The sequence below is a fragment of the Roseimaritima multifibrata genome, from assembly GCF_007741495.1.
GTDB lineage: Bacteria > Planctomycetota > Planctomycetia > Pirellulales > Pirellulaceae > Roseimaritima > Roseimaritima multifibrata.
This window is the reverse complement of the sequence record NZ_CP036262.1, coordinates 2,087,783-2,105,174: the sequence shown is the minus strand read 5'-3', so window position 1 is coordinate 2,105,174 and position 17,392 is coordinate 2,087,783. Positions and strand designations below refer to the sequence as shown.

11 protein-coding genes are annotated in these 17,392 nt (G+C 55.7%); 10 read left to right on the top strand and 1 reads right to left on the bottom strand.

Translation table 11 applies throughout. The features are described from left to right. The first annotated feature begins 2 nt into the window (after nucleotides 1-2). From FF011L_RS26215 to tnpA, 6 genes are all read left to right on the top strand, one after another. Nucleotides 3-170, top strand: a complete 168-nt coding sequence (locus FF011L_RS26215) for a hypothetical protein (RefSeq protein ID WP_218933074.1) — start codon at nucleotides 3-5, stop codon at nucleotides 168-170. Nucleotides 171-880: 710 nt separating this feature from the next. Next, the gene (locus FF011L_RS07670; protein WP_145351057.1) at nucleotides 881-1,930 is read left to right on the top strand and encodes a DUF1559 domain-containing protein; all 1,050 of its coding nucleotides are present in this window, start codon (nucleotides 881-883) and stop codon (nucleotides 1,928-1,930) included. A 135-nt stretch (nucleotides 1,931-2,065) separates the two neighbouring features. Beyond that, nucleotides 2,066-2,248: a hypothetical protein gene (locus FF011L_RS07665; RefSeq protein ID WP_145351056.1), complete on the top strand. Its 183-nt coding sequence runs from the start codon at nucleotides 2,066-2,068 to the stop codon at nucleotides 2,246-2,248. A gap of 140 nt (nucleotides 2,249-2,388) precedes the next feature. Further along, nucleotides 2,389-4,647, top strand: a complete 2,259-nt coding sequence (locus tag FF011L_RS07660; RefSeq protein ID WP_145351055.1) for a S9 family peptidase — start codon at nucleotides 2,389-2,391, stop codon at nucleotides 4,645-4,647. A 487-nt stretch (nucleotides 4,648-5,134) separates the two neighbouring features. After that, nucleotides 5,135-5,347, top strand: a complete 213-nt coding sequence (locus FF011L_RS07655; RefSeq protein WP_145351054.1) for a hypothetical protein — start codon at nucleotides 5,135-5,137, stop codon at nucleotides 5,345-5,347. Nucleotides 5,348-6,624: 1,277 nt separating this feature from the next. Next, entirely contained in the window at nucleotides 6,625-7,089 is a 465-nt protein-coding gene (gene tnpA, locus FF011L_RS07645; RefSeq protein ID WP_145351052.1) for an IS200/IS605 family transposase, read from the top strand. 512 nt (nucleotides 7,090-7,601) lie between these two features. Here the strand turns inward: tnpA and FF011L_RS07640 are convergent. Then, a complete protein-coding gene (locus tag FF011L_RS07640; protein ID WP_145351051.1) occupies nucleotides 7,602-9,125 on the bottom strand; it encodes a Gfo/Idh/MocA family protein in 1,524 nt (507 codons plus the stop codon). 376 nt (nucleotides 9,126-9,501) lie between these two features. On the opposite strand from FF011L_RS07640, the gene FF011L_RS07635 reads away from it, so the two are divergent. The 4 genes from FF011L_RS07635 (at nucleotide 9,502) to FF011L_RS07620 (ending at nucleotide 17,366) form a co-directional block, all read left to right on the top strand. After that, nucleotides 9,502-9,765 carry a hypothetical protein gene (locus FF011L_RS07635; protein WP_145351050.1) on the top strand — a complete coding sequence of 88 codons (264 nt, stop codon included), beginning with the start codon at nucleotides 9,502-9,504 and terminating at the stop codon, nucleotides 9,763-9,765. A gap of 399 nt (nucleotides 9,766-10,164) precedes the next feature. Then, nucleotides 10,165-11,070: a LysR family transcriptional regulator gene (locus FF011L_RS07630; RefSeq protein WP_145351049.1), complete on the top strand. Its 906-nt coding sequence runs from the start codon at nucleotides 10,165-10,167 to the stop codon at nucleotides 11,068-11,070. 157 nt (nucleotides 11,071-11,227) lie between these two features. Then, nucleotides 11,228-15,811, top strand: a complete 4,584-nt coding sequence (gene gltB, locus FF011L_RS07625; protein WP_145351048.1) for a glutamate synthase large subunit — start codon at nucleotides 11,228-11,230, stop codon at nucleotides 15,809-15,811. Nucleotides 15,812-15,863: 52 nt separating this feature from the next. Continuing rightward, nucleotides 15,864-17,366, top strand: coding sequence for a glutamate synthase subunit beta (locus FF011L_RS07620; RefSeq protein WP_145351047.1), 1,503 nt, complete (start codon nucleotides 15,864-15,866; stop codon nucleotides 17,364-17,366). The last annotated feature ends 26 nt before the right edge of the window (nucleotides 17,367-17,392 follow it).

Below are 17,392 nucleotides of genomic sequence, written 5' to 3'. Positions count from 1 at the left end.
CAATGAAACTTACGAATTTACCCCAGACGTTAATGTTTGCTCTTTTGGCCACCTTTTTGACAATTCCTTTTGTTGGCTGCGGCGTTGAATCCGAGCCAATAGGCATCGAGAGCAATGACGAGGAGATGCTTGAAGACCCCGAGTACATTGAAGGTGAAGAGGGAATCTAACCCAGTTTCCTAAACTGCCACGAAAATAATTTTGCGAACCTCCTGCCTCCCTCCACGGAGAACAGGAGGTTTTTTCGTGCTAGCGTGATGGTGGATAAGGCACCGTAAACCGCCTCAACTGCCGACCGGTTCATAGCGTCCTAAGGTTGCACAGCCGGCAAAAGTCTTGCAAACCGACGGCCTAGCATTCGCTTGCGTCCCACAGGGCCAAACAACCCAAGCTTCAACGGCGGATGTCTTCGCCAAGCCAGCAAAACAGGCCTAACCCATTGCATCTGAACCTCTTACGTCCCCCACCATGGCCGCACAAAAAAGCCCCCTCCTCTAAGCCATGACCACCACCAACCTGGGCCACCAAAGGGCGTTCACCAAGCCTCAATCACCAACTGAGGGGCACATTGCGCCGTTAACCAAGCCTTAACGTCACCTTAACCAAAGGCGATTCAAACCACCATCGATTGCAGAGAGAAAGCAAGAAAACAGAGCACAGCACTTCCCAATCATCGAAACCGCGACGGATGAAACGGTGTTTAGGATATTGACTTAAGGTAGGCCACATCTATCCTTGTGAGCCGGATAAGGGGCCGTCCTTAACACCTAACCGCCAATACCTCGTTTGCCTTGAGGGGATTGACTGGAACGAATGGTGGCATCGGATGGTCTAATGTATTGCAGTGTTCTCTTTCTTTTCATATCGCCCAGGATGTTCCATGAAAAACTCGTCACTTCGAAGCCGCGGAGGCTTCACATTGGTGGAATTATTGGTGGTAATCGCCATCATCGGAGTTCTTGTCGGGCTGCTTTTGCCAGCCGTCCAAGCAGCACGTGAAGCCGCTCGCCGTATGCAGTGCAGCAACAACCTCAAACAATTGGGGCTTGCCATTCACAACTACCACGACACGATGAATGCCCTACCGCCACTGCGCGACCGGACTGTTCCAGCCAACCCGTCAGCATCCTGGAACACCCAGTCCCTCAGCTGGCGTCCACGATTGCTTCCTTACATTGAACAGAACGCGCTGCACGACCAGATCGATTACTCCAACTACCTCTGGTGGAACAGCGAAACCCCCAACCGTACCGCAGCTCGCGTCGTCCTAGCAGCTTTCCGCTGCCCCAGCGACGGTGGCAACGGGAACGTAAACTGGACGGATTCGACAGGCACCCGGTACACAGGTCGTCCAACCGATGCTGGCTATGCAGCGACCAACTACTTTGCCTCGACCGGCCCCGATTCGCAGACTCGCTGGAACGGCGCTAGCCTCGGGTTCTTCAATGGCATGAGTGCAGGAAGCCTCAGCGACCGCGGTTCGACTGGCTCCTTCGCCAACATCACCGACGGCCTATCCAACACGATCGCCCTTTCCGAAGGTGTGATTGGTTTCCCTCGGATCGATGCGAACCCAACCGGATCAGGGACCGGAACCTACGCAGCCCAATTGGCTGCCTACACTGGTACTGACAACACCTGTGCCGGGTCCCAAAGCAGCAGCACCGGACGCGGTCGCGGGAACAGCTGGATGAAAGGCTATGACCCATCGGACATGTCATTCACCACCCTGATGGCTCCAAACTCCAAGCAATGGGATTGCCATAGCAACACCGGCTGGGCCATGTACGCAGCTCGTTCGCAGCACCCAAGTGGTGTCCTGATCGGTGTCGGCGACGGTGGCGTTCGCTTCATGTCGGAAACCGTCAACCTGGACACTTACCGTGCCCTTGGTGGTAGCTTCGACGGAGTGCCTGCTCAGTTCGAGTAAGCCTCTACAGCCTGCGATTAAAGTCAGGCAAGCAAGCAAACTTGCCTGACATCCCCGGTCGCGAATACGTTTTAGAAAATTGTGTTTCAGCCACTTGCCTCCGCGAGTGGCCTTCCTTGATTTTACTTGTGTGACATGTCCATTTCGAAATTTGCCCGTTTGATTGCCGCTCCATTTGTCGCATGCCTGCTGGTTCTGCCATTCGCCGGATGTGGCGTTGAGACCGAACCACTTGGGGTTGAAAGCAACGACGACCCTGCCGCCCTGGAAGAACCTGAGTATGTTGCAGGCGAAAAAGAAATGATGCGAGGCAACTAGGTTCGCCTACTGCGGAACACAGATTTGCCTAACGGCATTGCTCCAAATAGATTAGCCAGCAACGATGATTCGTTGCTGGCTTTTTTTTGTCGCCGGACTGCCGTTCGACGCGCTACCATTCTCAACCAAGGCGGAAACCGATGAAATCGAACCAACTGCGCATCGCGATCGGAGCGTTTGCCTGCTCAGTCTGCTGTTCGATGATCGTGGCGCAAGATGCCAATCCGGCTCCCCCCCCGAACCGCCAATCAGCAACCGCCCCTCCGCTGACAGTGCGCTCCCTCTTCCACCCGACCGATCGATTTGATTACGACGGGCCCGACCTTGCGGCAACCAAGTGGGTGAAAATCGACGGCCAGACCAAACTAGCGATCCAACGACCAACTGGCTGGCAACTGCTAAACCCAGCATCAGGCAAAGAAACCCTTTGGAGCGGTGAAGCATCGATTCCGAACGGTTTGCAACGGGTCGACAAGGGTCTGGTCCTTTTTCACCCCGATGCCGAAGCGAAGTGGATCACTCGTGATGCTTCCCAGTGGAACCATCCGACCCTCAGCCCTGACGGCCAGAAAATTGCATTCGTCGAAGGAAACGACCTATACCTTTTTGAAGTTCAAACCGGACAGCGAAGACGGATCACCGATGACGGCTCCGCGACCACCCTGAATGGAATCCTGGACTGGTCCTACCAAGAAGAGATCTACGGCCGCGGTAACTTCCGGTCGCTTTGGTGGAGCCCCGATAGCCAACGGGTTGCTTTCTTGCGATTGGACATTTCGCGGCTTCACACCTACACCTTGGCCGACAGCGACACCCCACGAGGCAAAGTCCTAACCGCTCGGTACCCCAAAGTCGGTGACCCGGTTCCTCTCGCACAGTTGTGGGTAACCGACCTGACTGGAAATCGCACCCTGATCGCAGATCCCGCCGCTGAACTGGAGGATATCGAGCAGCAGGAACCTTTGATTGTCCGCGTCGGCTGGCACCCCGACAGCCGACATGTCGTCTACCAAGTAACCAACCGAATCCAGAACTGGATCGAACTGCGTCAAAGCAGCGACCTGACCGACCCAACATCATCCGTCGGCACAACCAGCAAAGATTTGTTGCGTGACGAATCGGCGGCATGGGTCGAAGTCCTTGGCGAACCACGCTGGCTACCCGACGGCAGTTTCTTATGGCTGAGCGATCAACCGGTCGGGCGTCGTCGAGTCTGGTGGGTCTCGGCGAATGGTGACCTGCGCAGCGCCGTCAGCCCCGCCGACATGGACGTTCGCGACATCATCGGAATGACCTCCGACGGAAAAACGGTGTACGTAAACGGAGATGCCGAGAGGGGCTCCGTCGGTCAACAGATCTATCGAATCCAATTGAAATTTGACGATCTAGCGGGCGAACCGCCAAGCAGCCTGATGGAACCGATCACGACTGAAAAGGGCTGGCACGACGCGGAAATTTCACCCGATGGATTGTGGATGGTCGATCGATTCAGCACCGTCTCGCAGCCACCACGACTGGACTTGGTTTCCCTTGACGTTGCCGCAAACCCCAACCCTTCGCCCCGCACCCTCCAGAAAGGATACGAACTTACGGCTTCCCAGATTCCCGTGAAATGGCTGACAATACCGTCGGCGGCGGGACAGCCTCTGCCCGCCTACCTGATCCGACCAACGAAGACTCCTGCAACCGGACTGCCAGTCCTGGTTGAAACCTACGGGGGACCTCAAGCACCAGCAGCGGTCGACCGCTGGCAGGGGTCACGCTACCTATTCCGTCAGATGCTTGCGCACCGCGGGATCGCGGTGCTGGTCGTCGACAATCGCTCCAGCGCCGGCCAAGGGATTGCCGACACATGGCAGATCTATCGCAGGGTAGGGGAGATCGAACTTGAAGACACGCTTGCGGCTGTCGATTGGCTTCGGAAACAAGACTGGGTTGAAAAAGAACGAATCGGGCTCCGAGGCTGGTCATTCGGAGGATTCCTGACCGCCTACGCGATGACGCATAGCGACGCGTTCGCAGCCGGAGTCGCAGGCGGCTCCCCGACCGACTGGCGCAATTACGACGCGATCTATACCGAGCGATACATGGACTTACCTGACGAGAATCGGGAAGGATACGAAGCAACGTCGGTCAATGCAGCAGCCCAACACCTGAAGGGAAAGCTGTTATTGATTCACGGCGAACTAGACGACAACGTCCACCCCGCCAACACATTGCAGCTGAGCAAAGCCCTGCAAATGGCAGGCAAAACATTTGACCTAATGATCTACCCCGGCGCCGCCCACGCCATTCGCGAACGGCATCAAGAGCACCACATGATGCAAATGGTCACCCGCTTCCTAGAACAGCACTTGAAAGACAAAGACAAAAAATCGCGAAGCAACGACAGACGATAACCCAGGACGCAAAACCCAGATATCGTTCCCCCACAACACAACAGTCGCGAAGCGACGGCATGCGAAAGCCCGGGACGCAAGTCCCAGGTGCATGCCCCACACAACCGCAAAGTCGCGAAGCGACGGCATGTGATAGCCTGGGACGCAAGTCCCAGGTGCATGCCCCACACAACCGCAAAGTCGCGAAGCGACGGCATGACATTCGACGAACGCAAACCGCAATCAAACCGGAAAACTGCGTGACCGCCCGCGCGCTCCATTCATGTCGTCGCTTCGCGACTGAACGGGGAACTTCTCTGCTTGACCTGGGACTCGCGTCCCAGGCTTTCACATGACATTCGACTTCGCGATTAAAACGGACAGGGCTCGACCGGAAGGCCCAAACCACCCGGCCATCGCATACGGTTGGACGCAAACACAAAAGGTACCGACCACAACAGTCGCGAAGCGACGGCATGCGATAGCCTGGGACGCAAGTCCCAGGTACATGCACCACACAACCGCAAAGTCGCGAAGCGACGGCATGACATTCGACAAACGCAAACCGGAAAACGAAAACCGGGTGATCGATTGCCCGCGTTCCATTCATGTCGTCGCTTCGCGACTGAACGGCGAACTTCTTTGCTTGACCTGGGACTCGCGTCCCAGGCTTTCACATGCCATCGCTTCGCGATTAAAACGGACAGCGTTCGACCGGTAGGACCAAACCACCCGGCCATCGCATACGGTTGGAGGCAAACGCAAAAGGTACCGTTCACAACAGTCGCGAAGCGACGGCATGTGATAGCCTGGGACGCAAGTCCCAGGTACATCCCCCACACAACCGTAAAGTCGCGAAGCGACGGCATGACATTCGACGAACCCAAACCGCAATCAAACCGATAAACGAAAACCGGGTGATCGATTGCCCGCGCGCTCCATTCATGTCGTCGCTTCGCGACTGAACGGCGAATTCCTCTGCTTGACCTGGGACTCGCGTCCCAGGCTTTCACATGCCATCGCTTCGCGATTAAAACGGACAGGGCTCGACCGGAAGGACCGAACCATCCGGCCATCGCATACGGTTGGAAGCAAACGCGAAAGGTACCGACCACAACAGTCGCGAAGCGACGGCATGCGATAGCCTGGGACGCAAGTCCCAGGTACATGCACCACACAACCGCAAAGTCGCGAAGCGACGGCATGCCATTCGACGAACGCAAACCGCAATCAAACCGGAAAACTGCGTGACCGCCCGCGTGATCCATTCATGTCGTCGCTTCGCGACTGAACGGGGAACTTCTTTGCTTGACCTGGGACTCGCGTCCCAGGCTTTCACATGCCATCGCTTCGCGATTAAAACGGACAGCGCTCGGCCGGAAGGACCGAACCATCCGGCCATCGCAGACGGTTGGAAGCAAACACAAAAGGTACCGACACAACAGTCGCGAAGCGACGGCATGCGATAGCCTGGGACGCAAGTCCCAGGTACATGCACCACACAACCGCAAAGTCGCGAAGCGACGGCATGACATTCGACGAACGCAAAACCGCAATCAAACCGTGAAACCGCAATCAAACCGCAATCAAACCGCAATCAAACCGTCAAACCGTCAAACCGTCAAACCGTCAAACCGTCAAACCGTCAAACCGTCAAACCGTCAAACCGGAACCCGCGTGATCGATTGCCCGCGCGTTCCATTCATGTCGTCGCTTCGCGACTGAACGGGGAACTTCTTTGCTTGACCTGGGACTTGCGTCCCAGGCTATCGCATGCCGTCGCTTCGCGACTAAAACGGTCCGCTTGACCTGGGACTTGCGTCCCAGGCTATCGCATGTCGTCGCTTCGCGATTGAAATGGGCAGGGCTCGACCGGTAGGACCATACCACCCGGCCAGGGCATACAATGAAGGTAACCGCAAAGCCGGGGAGCTTCTGTGCGGTTGCTGGATTTACCCGTTCCACCAGAGTCGCAAAGCGACAACAGGAGATTGCCCGATGTCTACCCATCATGGCATATTACTGCATGTTATTTTTTCGACGAAATATCGCAAACGCTACCTTGCAGAACACTGGCAAGACGAACTGTTCGGCTACATCGGTGGAGCCGTTAAGGATCACAAAGGATCCCTGTTGAAAGCGGGCGGAATTGAAGACCACGTTCATTTGCTGCTGCGGATTCACCCCGAATTTGCGATTTCCAAAACCCTGCAGCTGATCAAAACGAATTCCTCCAAATGGATCAACGAACAACGGAAGATTCGGGGAAAATTCCATTGGCAACGCGGGTACGGCGCGTTCTCCGTTAGCCAGTCAATGGCGGATACCGTCCGGAAATATATTGCCAATCAGAAAGAACATCACCAACAGCAAACATTCGAGACAGAATATCTCGAATGTTTAAAGAAACACGAAATCGAATATGATCCGCGATATGTTTTTGATATGGAGATCGTTACCTAGGCTATCGCGAAGCTGTCGCTTCGCGACGTGAAATGAACATACTGAAGCGTTCGCCGGAACGGCATCGCTATCGCTCTTTGGTCCGGCCTACTTCTGCTGGGGCGAAGTAACGCTGGCAGCCGCTCCTTTCCCTATCCGTTTGCCGGATCCTTGCCATCGATCCACGGGCCACCGAGTTCGCCGGAACGGCATCGCTATCGCTCTTTGGTCCGGCCTACTTTTGCTGAGGCGAAGTAACGCTGGCAGCCGCTCCTTTCCCTATCCGTTTGCCGGATCCTTGCCATCGATCCATGGGCCACCGAGTTCGCCGGAACGGCATCGCTATCGCTCTTTGGTCCGGCCTACTTTTGCTGAGGCGAAGTAACGCTGGCAGCCGCTTCTTTCCCTATCCGTTTGCCGGATCCTTGCCATCGATCCAATGGCCACCGAGTTCGCCGGAACGGCATCGCTATCGCTCTTTGGTCCGGCCTACTTTTGCTGGGGCGAAGTAACGCTGGCGGCCGCTTCTTTCCCTATCCGTTTGCCGGATCCTTGCCATCGATCCACGGGCCACCGAGGCTCATGTACTCAGGCTCTTCCAAGACACTTCCCGTATCCCCAGCTTTCCAGCCCGGAATATGAGAGACTTCGCCTCGCTCATGGCTTCGTTTTTCCCAATGCTTGGCCCAACCTGGATCGGTCGTGCTAATCTCGCGAGTATTTTTGTCGATGAAGTAGACGACTCCGTCCCGATAACTTTTGGCTCCCAGGTTCACGATGGCGATCGCTGCGGCTCCCAAGTCGGGCGGATTGTTACACATCATGGGGTCATCGGCTTCGATCGCGTCTAACCAATTTTCAAAGTGAGCCAGCGTTGTGTTTCCGACTTTTCCAACGGCGATCCGCTCTTCTTTTTGATCGCGGATCCGAGTCACCTGCGGGCGTTCGGGGATGAAATCAAACCCATCAAAGTTCTCGTTATTGCCGAACACAATGGTCCCGTTGTGTCCGCGGATCAGCTGCTGAATCCGGGACTCTTCATTGCACATCGTCGCGGTTACCAACCCCTGTGCCCCTTCATAAAAATCGGCTGCGACGGTTGCGACGTCCGGCACATCGCGCCCGTCGTATTCCATATACAGACCGCCAGCCCCAACCACGCGTCCTGGCAAGCGAAGCCCCGTTGCCTTCAACATGGCGGTAGTCCGATGGACAAACAGGTCGGTATACATCCCTGAACCAAAGGGCCAGAAACGACGCCATTGCCGATAGACTTCACGGTCAAACGGAACCGATTCGGCTAAACCTTCCTCCACACCCAACCAGCGATCCCAATCGATCGTCTTGGGGGTCATCTCTTTTTCAATCTTGTAATAGCGCCACTGCCCCATCGATGAATTGCGGAAGTATTCGGTTTGGTACCCGAGGACCTTGCCGATCTTGCCCTCCTGCAACATCTCGCGGACCTGATCCCAAACCGGCAAACTGGTCGACTGCACACCGACCTGCATGACCATCCCGGTCTTCTTCCATGTCGCTTCAACATCGAAGGCTTCTTCAACCGTTTTACACATCGGTTTTTCGCAGTAGACCGCCAGCCCTGCATTCAGCGCATCGACGGTTTGCTTGTGATGCCAATGATCGGGCGTCCCGATGCATACGGCGTCCAAATTTTCCTTTTCCAGCATGTCACGATAATCGACGTACTTGGCCGGCTTCGTCCCCGTTTCTTTTTCGATGTATTCCGCGACCTGGTCACGCCGCAATTCGTAAACTTCAGCGACGGCGACCAAATCGATCTTCCGGCCCGCCTTGTGAAGGTTTGCCAACGATTTCACATGAGCCCCAAAACCACGGCCCCCAGGCCCGATAAATCCGATTCGCAACCGGGAATTACTCCCCTCGGCCGCAGCGGCTTGGCGAGCCGAAAGCCCCGTGATCGCGGCCCCGGTCGCCACCGTTGCCGATGTCTTCAAGAACTCCCTCCTAGGCCCCGAGCCAGTTGGACCGGAGGTCACGTTAACGTTCGTATTTTCTGGAGTAGGACTTCCGGTCATTGCATATGGCTTTCGAAGAGACAACAGAGGCTTCTAGAGAGAGAAGCAGGAAGAGAAAAGCTTACCAAAATCCCTTTTGAAACTCAAACTTTTGCCGCTTATCGGGCTGGCCATTTTAATCGGAAGCGGAGAGAGATTTCAGCCTTTCACTCCGCGAAAGGAGCTTTGAGGGAGCGTTCTTTCGTGGAGCGAAAGGCGACAATCCCCCAATCCTTGCCTCGCTGCTGGTTCCGGATGTGCTTAGCGTGCGGTTTACGATAGGGCGACCAGCGGTTTTGAAGTTCATCCCAGGGGCTGGTCGATACAAGATGAAGAAGGAGCCTAGCAAGGGAAGCGGCTCTTCTTGTCTGCTATTCGACCTTAAAGGAAACCGATCATGTGGCGTTCACTTTTCTTGGCTGTCGGGATCATGATGATCATCCTGGGGGTCGAATGCCTATTAATCGACAGTGCCGCCGTTTACAAAGCGGGCAAGGCCTCCTCGGCCGCGTTTGCTGACTCGACGATGCCGCAGGCCGCTCAAATCAAAATCTGGCAACCTGCCGAGTGGCTTCCCTGGGGATTGCTTAGCGGCGGAACCGTCGTCGTCCTGTATGCGGTCAACCTGCCGAAGCGCTGGGGCCAGAGCCCGGCTGAGTAAGCGATTCAAAGCGGCTCCCAGCCACCTCTAAAAACGGCCGCTGCACCCCACTCTTCATCAAATTTTAAAACAGTTTTGGTATTAGGAATCTTAATGCCACCAACGCCGCCTCGCGGACACAAAGACACCACCAAGGGACAACAACACACCGCAACACCGCTTACCGCGAAAATGACGACCCAAGAAACCCTGCAAAACACGGCATTTCTGCAATCACCCTCAGTGAACCTGGGCCAACAATGGTGAAAGCGTTGTTTCCACCCGTCCCGACACGAAAATATAACTCTCAATTGGAATCGTAATCCTGCTTATTGACGGGAGGCTGATCGCCTTCTATTCTCAGCTCTCAAGAACGGCGATTTATGGCCGCCCCAGGATTAGTTTTCTTTATGGTTTTGCATGCACCTGCGCTCCCTCGAACTTTTCTGTTCAGTCGCTCAGCTCCGCTCATTTTCGCGGGCAGCGGACGCGCATGCCGTGACGCAAAGTGCCGCCAGCCAAGCCGTCCTGCAGCTTGAACAGAACCTGGGTGTCCGCCTTGTCGACCGCAGCAAACGCCCACTGCGTCTTACCGACGCCGGCACCGTCTACCACACCGGTTTGCGTAAAGTACTGGGGGATTACCGAGCCCTTGAGCAAGAGGTTCGGTATCTAGCCAGTCGATTGCAAGGCATCGTGCGAATTGCCGCGATTTACTCGGTCGGGGCAAGTTACATGCCCGAAGCAACCGCCGCCTTCCAACAACTGCACCCAGACGTCGAAGTCCGGATCGAACCGGCTTCGCCAACTCGAGTCTTAGAACTGGCCGCCTCAGGGGAAGCCGACCTCGGTTTGATGAGTTACTGCAAAGGGACTCGATCGATCCGGAGTGCCCACTGGCAGAAAGAGCCGATGTGCCTGATTGCTGCCCCCGAACATCCGCTCGCTGGCAAAGGCGAAGTGGATTTAACCGATTTGCACAATTTAGCAATGATCGGCTTCGAAACGACTTTGAAGGTACGCAGGGAAATCGATCTATTTCTGTCGCGACAGGATGTCCGAGCTCGATACTGTCTTGAATACGACAACCTTGATTCCATTATTCGTGCGATCCAGGCAAACGCCGGAATCGGGATCCTCCCGGAAGCCTCGGTGCGTCGCGAGACCGCTAGCGGTACCTTAAAAGTGGTACCGTGTAGCGAATTATCTTTACAGCGACCTTTAGGGATCGTCTGGCGACGATCCGGGAAGGTCAGTTTGGCGGCAGCGGAGTTTGCAGAAATGCTGCTCGGCAAACCGCTAGAACCTCCCAAATCGGTGACTTAGCCGTCCCTCCGGGCAGGCTTATCCATCAACAGGTACTGCGGTTTCCACCGCAAAAAAGTCAGCGCCACCGCTGCCGACTTCCATAGGAATCGAATCCGATTCCAAAACGAACACAACGAAATCACTACCACAAGCGACTTCAGAAGAGGCAATGTCGATGAACCAACCAGACCCAAGGGTGTTGAACCACCACTTTCCAGAGGCTTACGGTTTGTATGACCCTGAGCACGAAAAAGATGCCTGTGGCGTTGGATTTATTGCCCACATCAAAGGGAAACCGAGCCATCAAATCGTCCTGGATGCAGACGTCATCCTGCAGAACATGGATCACCGCGGTGCCTGTGGCTGTGAAGCGAATACGGGCGACGGATCGGGGATCATGTGTGGTTTGCCACATCCTTTCCTTCGCAAGGTCGCCAAAAGTGATCTAGGAATCGAACTGCCCGAAGAGAATCGCTACGCTGCCGGTCTGGTTTTCCTGCCGACCGATGTCAAAGAACGCGCGATCTGTAAAGAAGCGGTCGAAAAACTGATCGTCGAAACAGGACAGACTCTGCTGGGCTGGCGAGACGTCCCTCAAGAGACCGACCTAGCCGACATCGGTCCGACAGCTCGACGCAGCGAACCTTTCGTCGAGCAGCTGTTTGTCGCTGCCGCTGACGGGATCGATTCTGCCGAATTCGAACGCAAGCTGTACTTGATTCGCAAGCAGGCAAGCCACCAACTGCGTGGTTCGGATTCGCTGAAGCAAGCGCTGATGTTCTATGTCTGTTCGCTCAGCACACGAGTGATCATCTACAAGGGGATGCTCACCCCAGCTCAGGTCCTTCCCTACTATCCCGACCTGCGGGACGAGGACTTTAAAACCCACCTGGCGATGGTCCACAGCCGGTTTTCCACGAACACCTTCCCTTCCTGGGACCGTGCACAACCGCTCCGCTTCATGAGCCACAACGGAGAAATCAATACACTCCGCGGCAACAAGAACTGGATGCAGGCTCGTGAAGGGTCCGCCGCCAGCGAGCTTTACGGTGAAGACCTGAAAAAGCTGTTCCCCGTCGTCGAACCTGCCTTGAGCGATTCCGGAACGTTTGACAACGTCCTGGAATTCCTTCTGATGAACGGTCGGACATTGCAAGAGGCGATGATGATGATGGTTCCCGAAGCATGGCAAAAACATGAAACCATGCCGGAAGAGAAGCGAGCCTTCTACGAGTACTTCTCGTCCCTGATGGAACCGTGGGACGGGCCCGCTTCGATCGCCTTTACCGACGGTCACTGCATCGGTGCAACGCTTGACCGCAACGGTCTTCGCCCCAGTCGTTATTACATCACCCATGATGACCGCGTGATCATGGCCAGTGAAGTTGGCGTCTTGCCTGTTGACCCAGGCCTCGTGAAAGAAAAAGGACGCCTGGAACCAGGTCGTATGTTCTTGGTCGATTTTGCGCAAGGTCGCTTAATCCCCGATGATGAACTGAAACTGGGCTTTGCCAAACGCAAACCGTACGGCCAGTGGCTTCGCGATCAACGCATTCGACTTTCCGATCTAAACCCGGATGGAGAACCGCACGGTTTTGATCCGGATTCATTGATCGAGCGGATGCAGGCGTTCGGATATTCACTGGAAACGATGTCCTTCATGCTTCGCCCCTTGGTCGAACAGGGACGTGACCCCGTCGGTTCGATGGGCAACGACAGTGCCTTGGCTTGCCTGAGCGACAAACCACGGATGATCTATGACTACTTCAAGCAACTGTTCGCCCAGGTGACGAACCCCGCAATCGATTCGATTCGGGAAGAAGTGATCATGTCGCTGGAGTGTTACATCGGCCCAGAGCAAAACCTTCTGGAAGCGACTCCGGAGCATTGCCATCGACTATTGCTCGAACATCCGATCCTAACCAACGAAGAAGTGGCCGCTCTAGAACACATCAACTACCAGGGTTGGCAAAGCCGTGTGATCGACATCACGTTCGATCGCAGCGAAGGCAAAGCTGGCCTACAAAAGACTTTGGACCGCATTGCAGCCGAAGCCGAAGCGGCAGCGGACGACGGGATTCAAATCATCGTTCTATCGGATCGCAAATGCTCTGCCGAACGTGTTCCCGTTAGCGCTTTGTTGGCCGTTGGCGCCGTGCACCATCACCTGGTGAAGCAAGCCAAACGAACGCGAGTTGGCTTGGTGATCGAAACGGGCGAAGCACGCGAAGTCCATCACCACTGCCTGCTGATTGGTTATGGAGCCGATGCGATCAATCCGTATCTGGCTTTCGAAGCCCTTTGGCAAGCTCATGAAGACGGCCTACTGCCTGACACCATGACGGACGACAAAGTCGTCTCCGCCTATCGCAAGGGCGTTGCCAAGGGAATGCTGAAAGTCATGGCCAAGATGGGCATCAGCACCCTGCAAAGCTACAAAGGTGCTCAGATCTTCGAAGCCTTGGGCTTGAAGAGTGATGTCATTGACAAGTGCTTTGTAGGGACGGCAAGCCGAATCGCCGGTGTCGACTTCGACATCCTGGCCGAAGAAGCACTGCGTCGTCACTCCCTTGGGTACCCCGATCGCCAAGACGAAAAGCTTGCCGAATTGCCCAACATGGGCGAGTACCACTGGCGTGCCGAAGGCGAAAACCACACCTGGAGCCCCCAAGCGATCTCCAGCCTGCAGATCGCCGCTCGGACCAATGATGAGGATGCGTACTGGAAGTTCGCCCAGACGATGAATCATGACAATCAGGTTCGCTGCACTCTGCGAGGACTGCTTGAATTCAACGAAGGTGTTGCAGGACCTGCGATCCCACTATCAGAAGTTCAACCGCGTGAAGAGATCGTGAAACGCTTTTGCACCGGAGCGATGAGCTTCGGCAGCATCAGTGCGGAATCGCATGAAGCACTCGCGATTGCAATGAACCGCCTAGGTGGAAAAAGCAATACGGGTGAAGGTGGCGAAGATCCCGAACGCTTCAAGACCATGCCCAACGGCGACAGCAAACGATCGGCTATCAAGCAGGTCGCTAGTGGACGTTTTGGTGTGACGATCGAGTACCTTTCCAACGCCGACGAAATCCAAATCAAGATTTCGCAAGGTGCGAAACCGGGTGAAGGGGGCGAACTGCCTGGACGCAAAGTCGACCAGACGATCGCTCGAATCCGCTACAGCACCCCGGGCGTCGGCTTGATCAGCCCTCCGCCGCATCACGACATCTATTCGATCGAAGACCTTGCCCAATTAATCCACGACCTTAAAAACGCCAATCCAGCAGCTCGGATCAGTGTCAAATTGGTGAGTGAAGTTGGCGTCGGGGTTGTTGCCTCCGGGGTTGCCAAAGCCCACGCCGATCACATCCTGATCGCAGGGGACACTGGCGGAACGGGTGCCTCACCGCTGACCAGCATCAAACATGCTGGCCTGCCTTGGGAACTTGGGATCGCTGAAGCCCACCAGGTCTTGGTACTGAATGACCTCCGCAGCCGCGTGGTCCTGCAGACCGACGGCGGTCTGAAAACAGGCCGCGACGTCGTCATCGCCGCCTTGCTGGGCGCTGAAGAATTTGGGTTTGCAACCGCACCGCTGATCACCATGGGGTGCATCATGATGCGGAAGTGTCATCTGAACACCTGCCCTGTCGGAATCGCGACCCAGGACCCTGAACTTCGCAAGAAGTTTTCGGGGAAACCGGAACATGTTGTGAACTACCTGTTCATGGTCGCCGAGGAAGCACGGCATATCATGGCCAAACTGGGTTTCCGCACGATCGACGAAATGGTCGGACGGACCGATGTGCTGCGAACCGAAGCGGCTGAGAAGCACTGGAAAAAAGACGGGCTGGACCTGTCCGCAATCCTTGCACCGGCGCGACGAGCTCACGACAACGTTGGCATCCGCTGCACCCAGGCTCAGGATCACGGACTGGAAAAATCGCTGGACGTCACCGTCTTGGTGCCACAGGCAAAAGAGGCGATCGAGAACAAGACGCCGATCACCATCGAATCCCCGATCGTCAATATCAACCGTACCGTCGGGACGATCCTCAGTCACGAAATCGCCAAACGTCACGGTCAGGCAGGCCTTCCGGACGATACGATTCGTCTGAAATTTTCGGGTTCAGCCGGACAAAGCATCGGTGCCTTCCTGGCTCATGGTGTCACGATCGAACTGGAAGGCGACGCAAACGATTACGTCGGAAAAGGCCTTTCCGGTGGTCGCATTGTGATCTATCCACCAACCGAAGCGACCTACGCCGCGGAAGACAACATCCTGGTCGGAAACGTCTGTTTGTACGGAGCGACCGGCGGTGAAGCCTTCCTGCGAGGAATGGCGGCCGAACGATTCTGCGTTCGTAACAGTGGTGCACGGACCGTTATCGAAGGTGTCGGGCAGCATGGCTGTGAATACATGACCGGTGGCCGCGTGGTCATCCTGGGACGAACCGGACGCAACTTTGCTGCCGGGATGTCGGGGGGGATCGCATACGTTTGGGATCGCGACGGGGACTTCAACCTGAATTGCAATCTGGCAACGGTCATCCTGGAATCGATCAGTACCCCCGAAGAAGAAAACGAAGTCAAGGAACTGATCCAGAAACACCAAACTCTGACCAACAGTACGGTTGCTGCCGAAGCGCTGGGGAACTGGGACACGTTCCTCAAGCAATGCGTCAAAGTTATGCCGACCGACTACAAACGAGTCCTAGAACAAATGGCTGAAGAAGCTGCAGGTGAAACCGCTTCGGTTTAACTCGCTCCCGCCATTTCATTCCCACATTTACTTACAGCCCGGAGCCCCTGACATGGGAAAGCCCACAGGATTCAAAGAATTTGATCGCAAGAAGGTCGCTTGGCGATTGCCCGTCGTTCGCATGGAAGATTACGGCGAAATTTATACCGAACCAGAAAATGACCAACTGCGTGAGCAGGGCGCACGGTGCATGGACTGTGGCGTCCCGTTCTGCCAGTCCGGAACCGGTTGCCCAATCGACAACCTGATCCCCGAATGGAACGATCTGGTCTACAACAATCGCTGGAAAGAAGCGATTGAACGATTGCACAAAACCAACAACTTCCCGGAATTCACCGGTCGAGTCTGTCCGGCTCCGTGTGAAGGTTCTTGCGTGTTGGGAATCACCAACCCACCGGTTACGATCAAGAACATCGAAAACGCGATCGTCGACCGGGCCTGGAAAGAAGGCTGGATCGTCCCCTCGGCCCCCAAAGAACGGACCGGGAAAAAGGTCGCGATTATTGGTAGCGGACCTGCCGGCCTAGCGGCCGCGGACCAGCTGAACAAAGTCGGCCACGAGGTCACCGTGTACGAACGGGCCGACCGCATCGGCGGCCTCCTGCAGTACGGCATCCCCAACATGAAATTGGATAAGGATGTCCTGCAGCGGCGGCTGGACAAAATGACCGCCGAAGGGATTCGCTTTGTCACCAACGCAAACGTCGGCCAAGATGTCGATGCAAAAGAATTGGTCGAAGCGAACGACGCTGTATTGCTGGCTTGCGGAGCTACAAAACCTCGCGATTTGCCGATCCCCGGCAGAGACCTCAAAGGGGTTTCTTATGCGATGGATTTCCTCACCGCGAATACCAAGCACAAAGTCCACGGCGACGCCCTGACCGATCAGTTCATCAGCGCCGAAGGCAAAGATGTGATCGTCATCGGTGGCGGTGACACCGGTACCGACTGCATCGGAACAAGCATCCGCCACGGTTGCCGAAGCATGGTCAACTTTGAATTGCTGCCACAGCCACCGGCCGAACGAGCCGGCGACAATCCGTGGCCCGAATGGCCGCGTACCTTCCGAGTCGATTACGGTCACGAAGAAGCCGAAGCCAAATTCGGTTCGGACCCTCGCACCTACCAAATTCTCTCCAAAGAGTTCCTCGGTGACGAAAACGGAAACCTAACAGGGATCCGAACCGTCCAGGTCGAGTGGACCAAAACGGAAGAAGGCGGCTGGAACATGAAGGAAGTCGAAGGAAGCGAGAAGGAATGGCCAGCCCAAGTCATCCTCCTGGCGATGGGCTTCTTAGGTCCTGAGCAACCGATCGCCGAAGCGCTTGGTATCTCCACCGACCCACGAAGTAATTTCGAAGCCAAACACGGCGAATTCACTACCAGCATTCCAGGAATCTTCGCAGCAGGTGACTGCCGTCGAGGGCAAAGCTTGGTTGTCTGGGCGATCAACGAAGGTCGTGGTGCCGCCAGGGCAATCGATATCTACCTGCGTGGGCACAGCAGCCTGCCAGCCCCTGGAATCACCATGGGAAGCCAACTGGTCGCGAACTAATCACGATCGATGCGTGAGGAATTCTT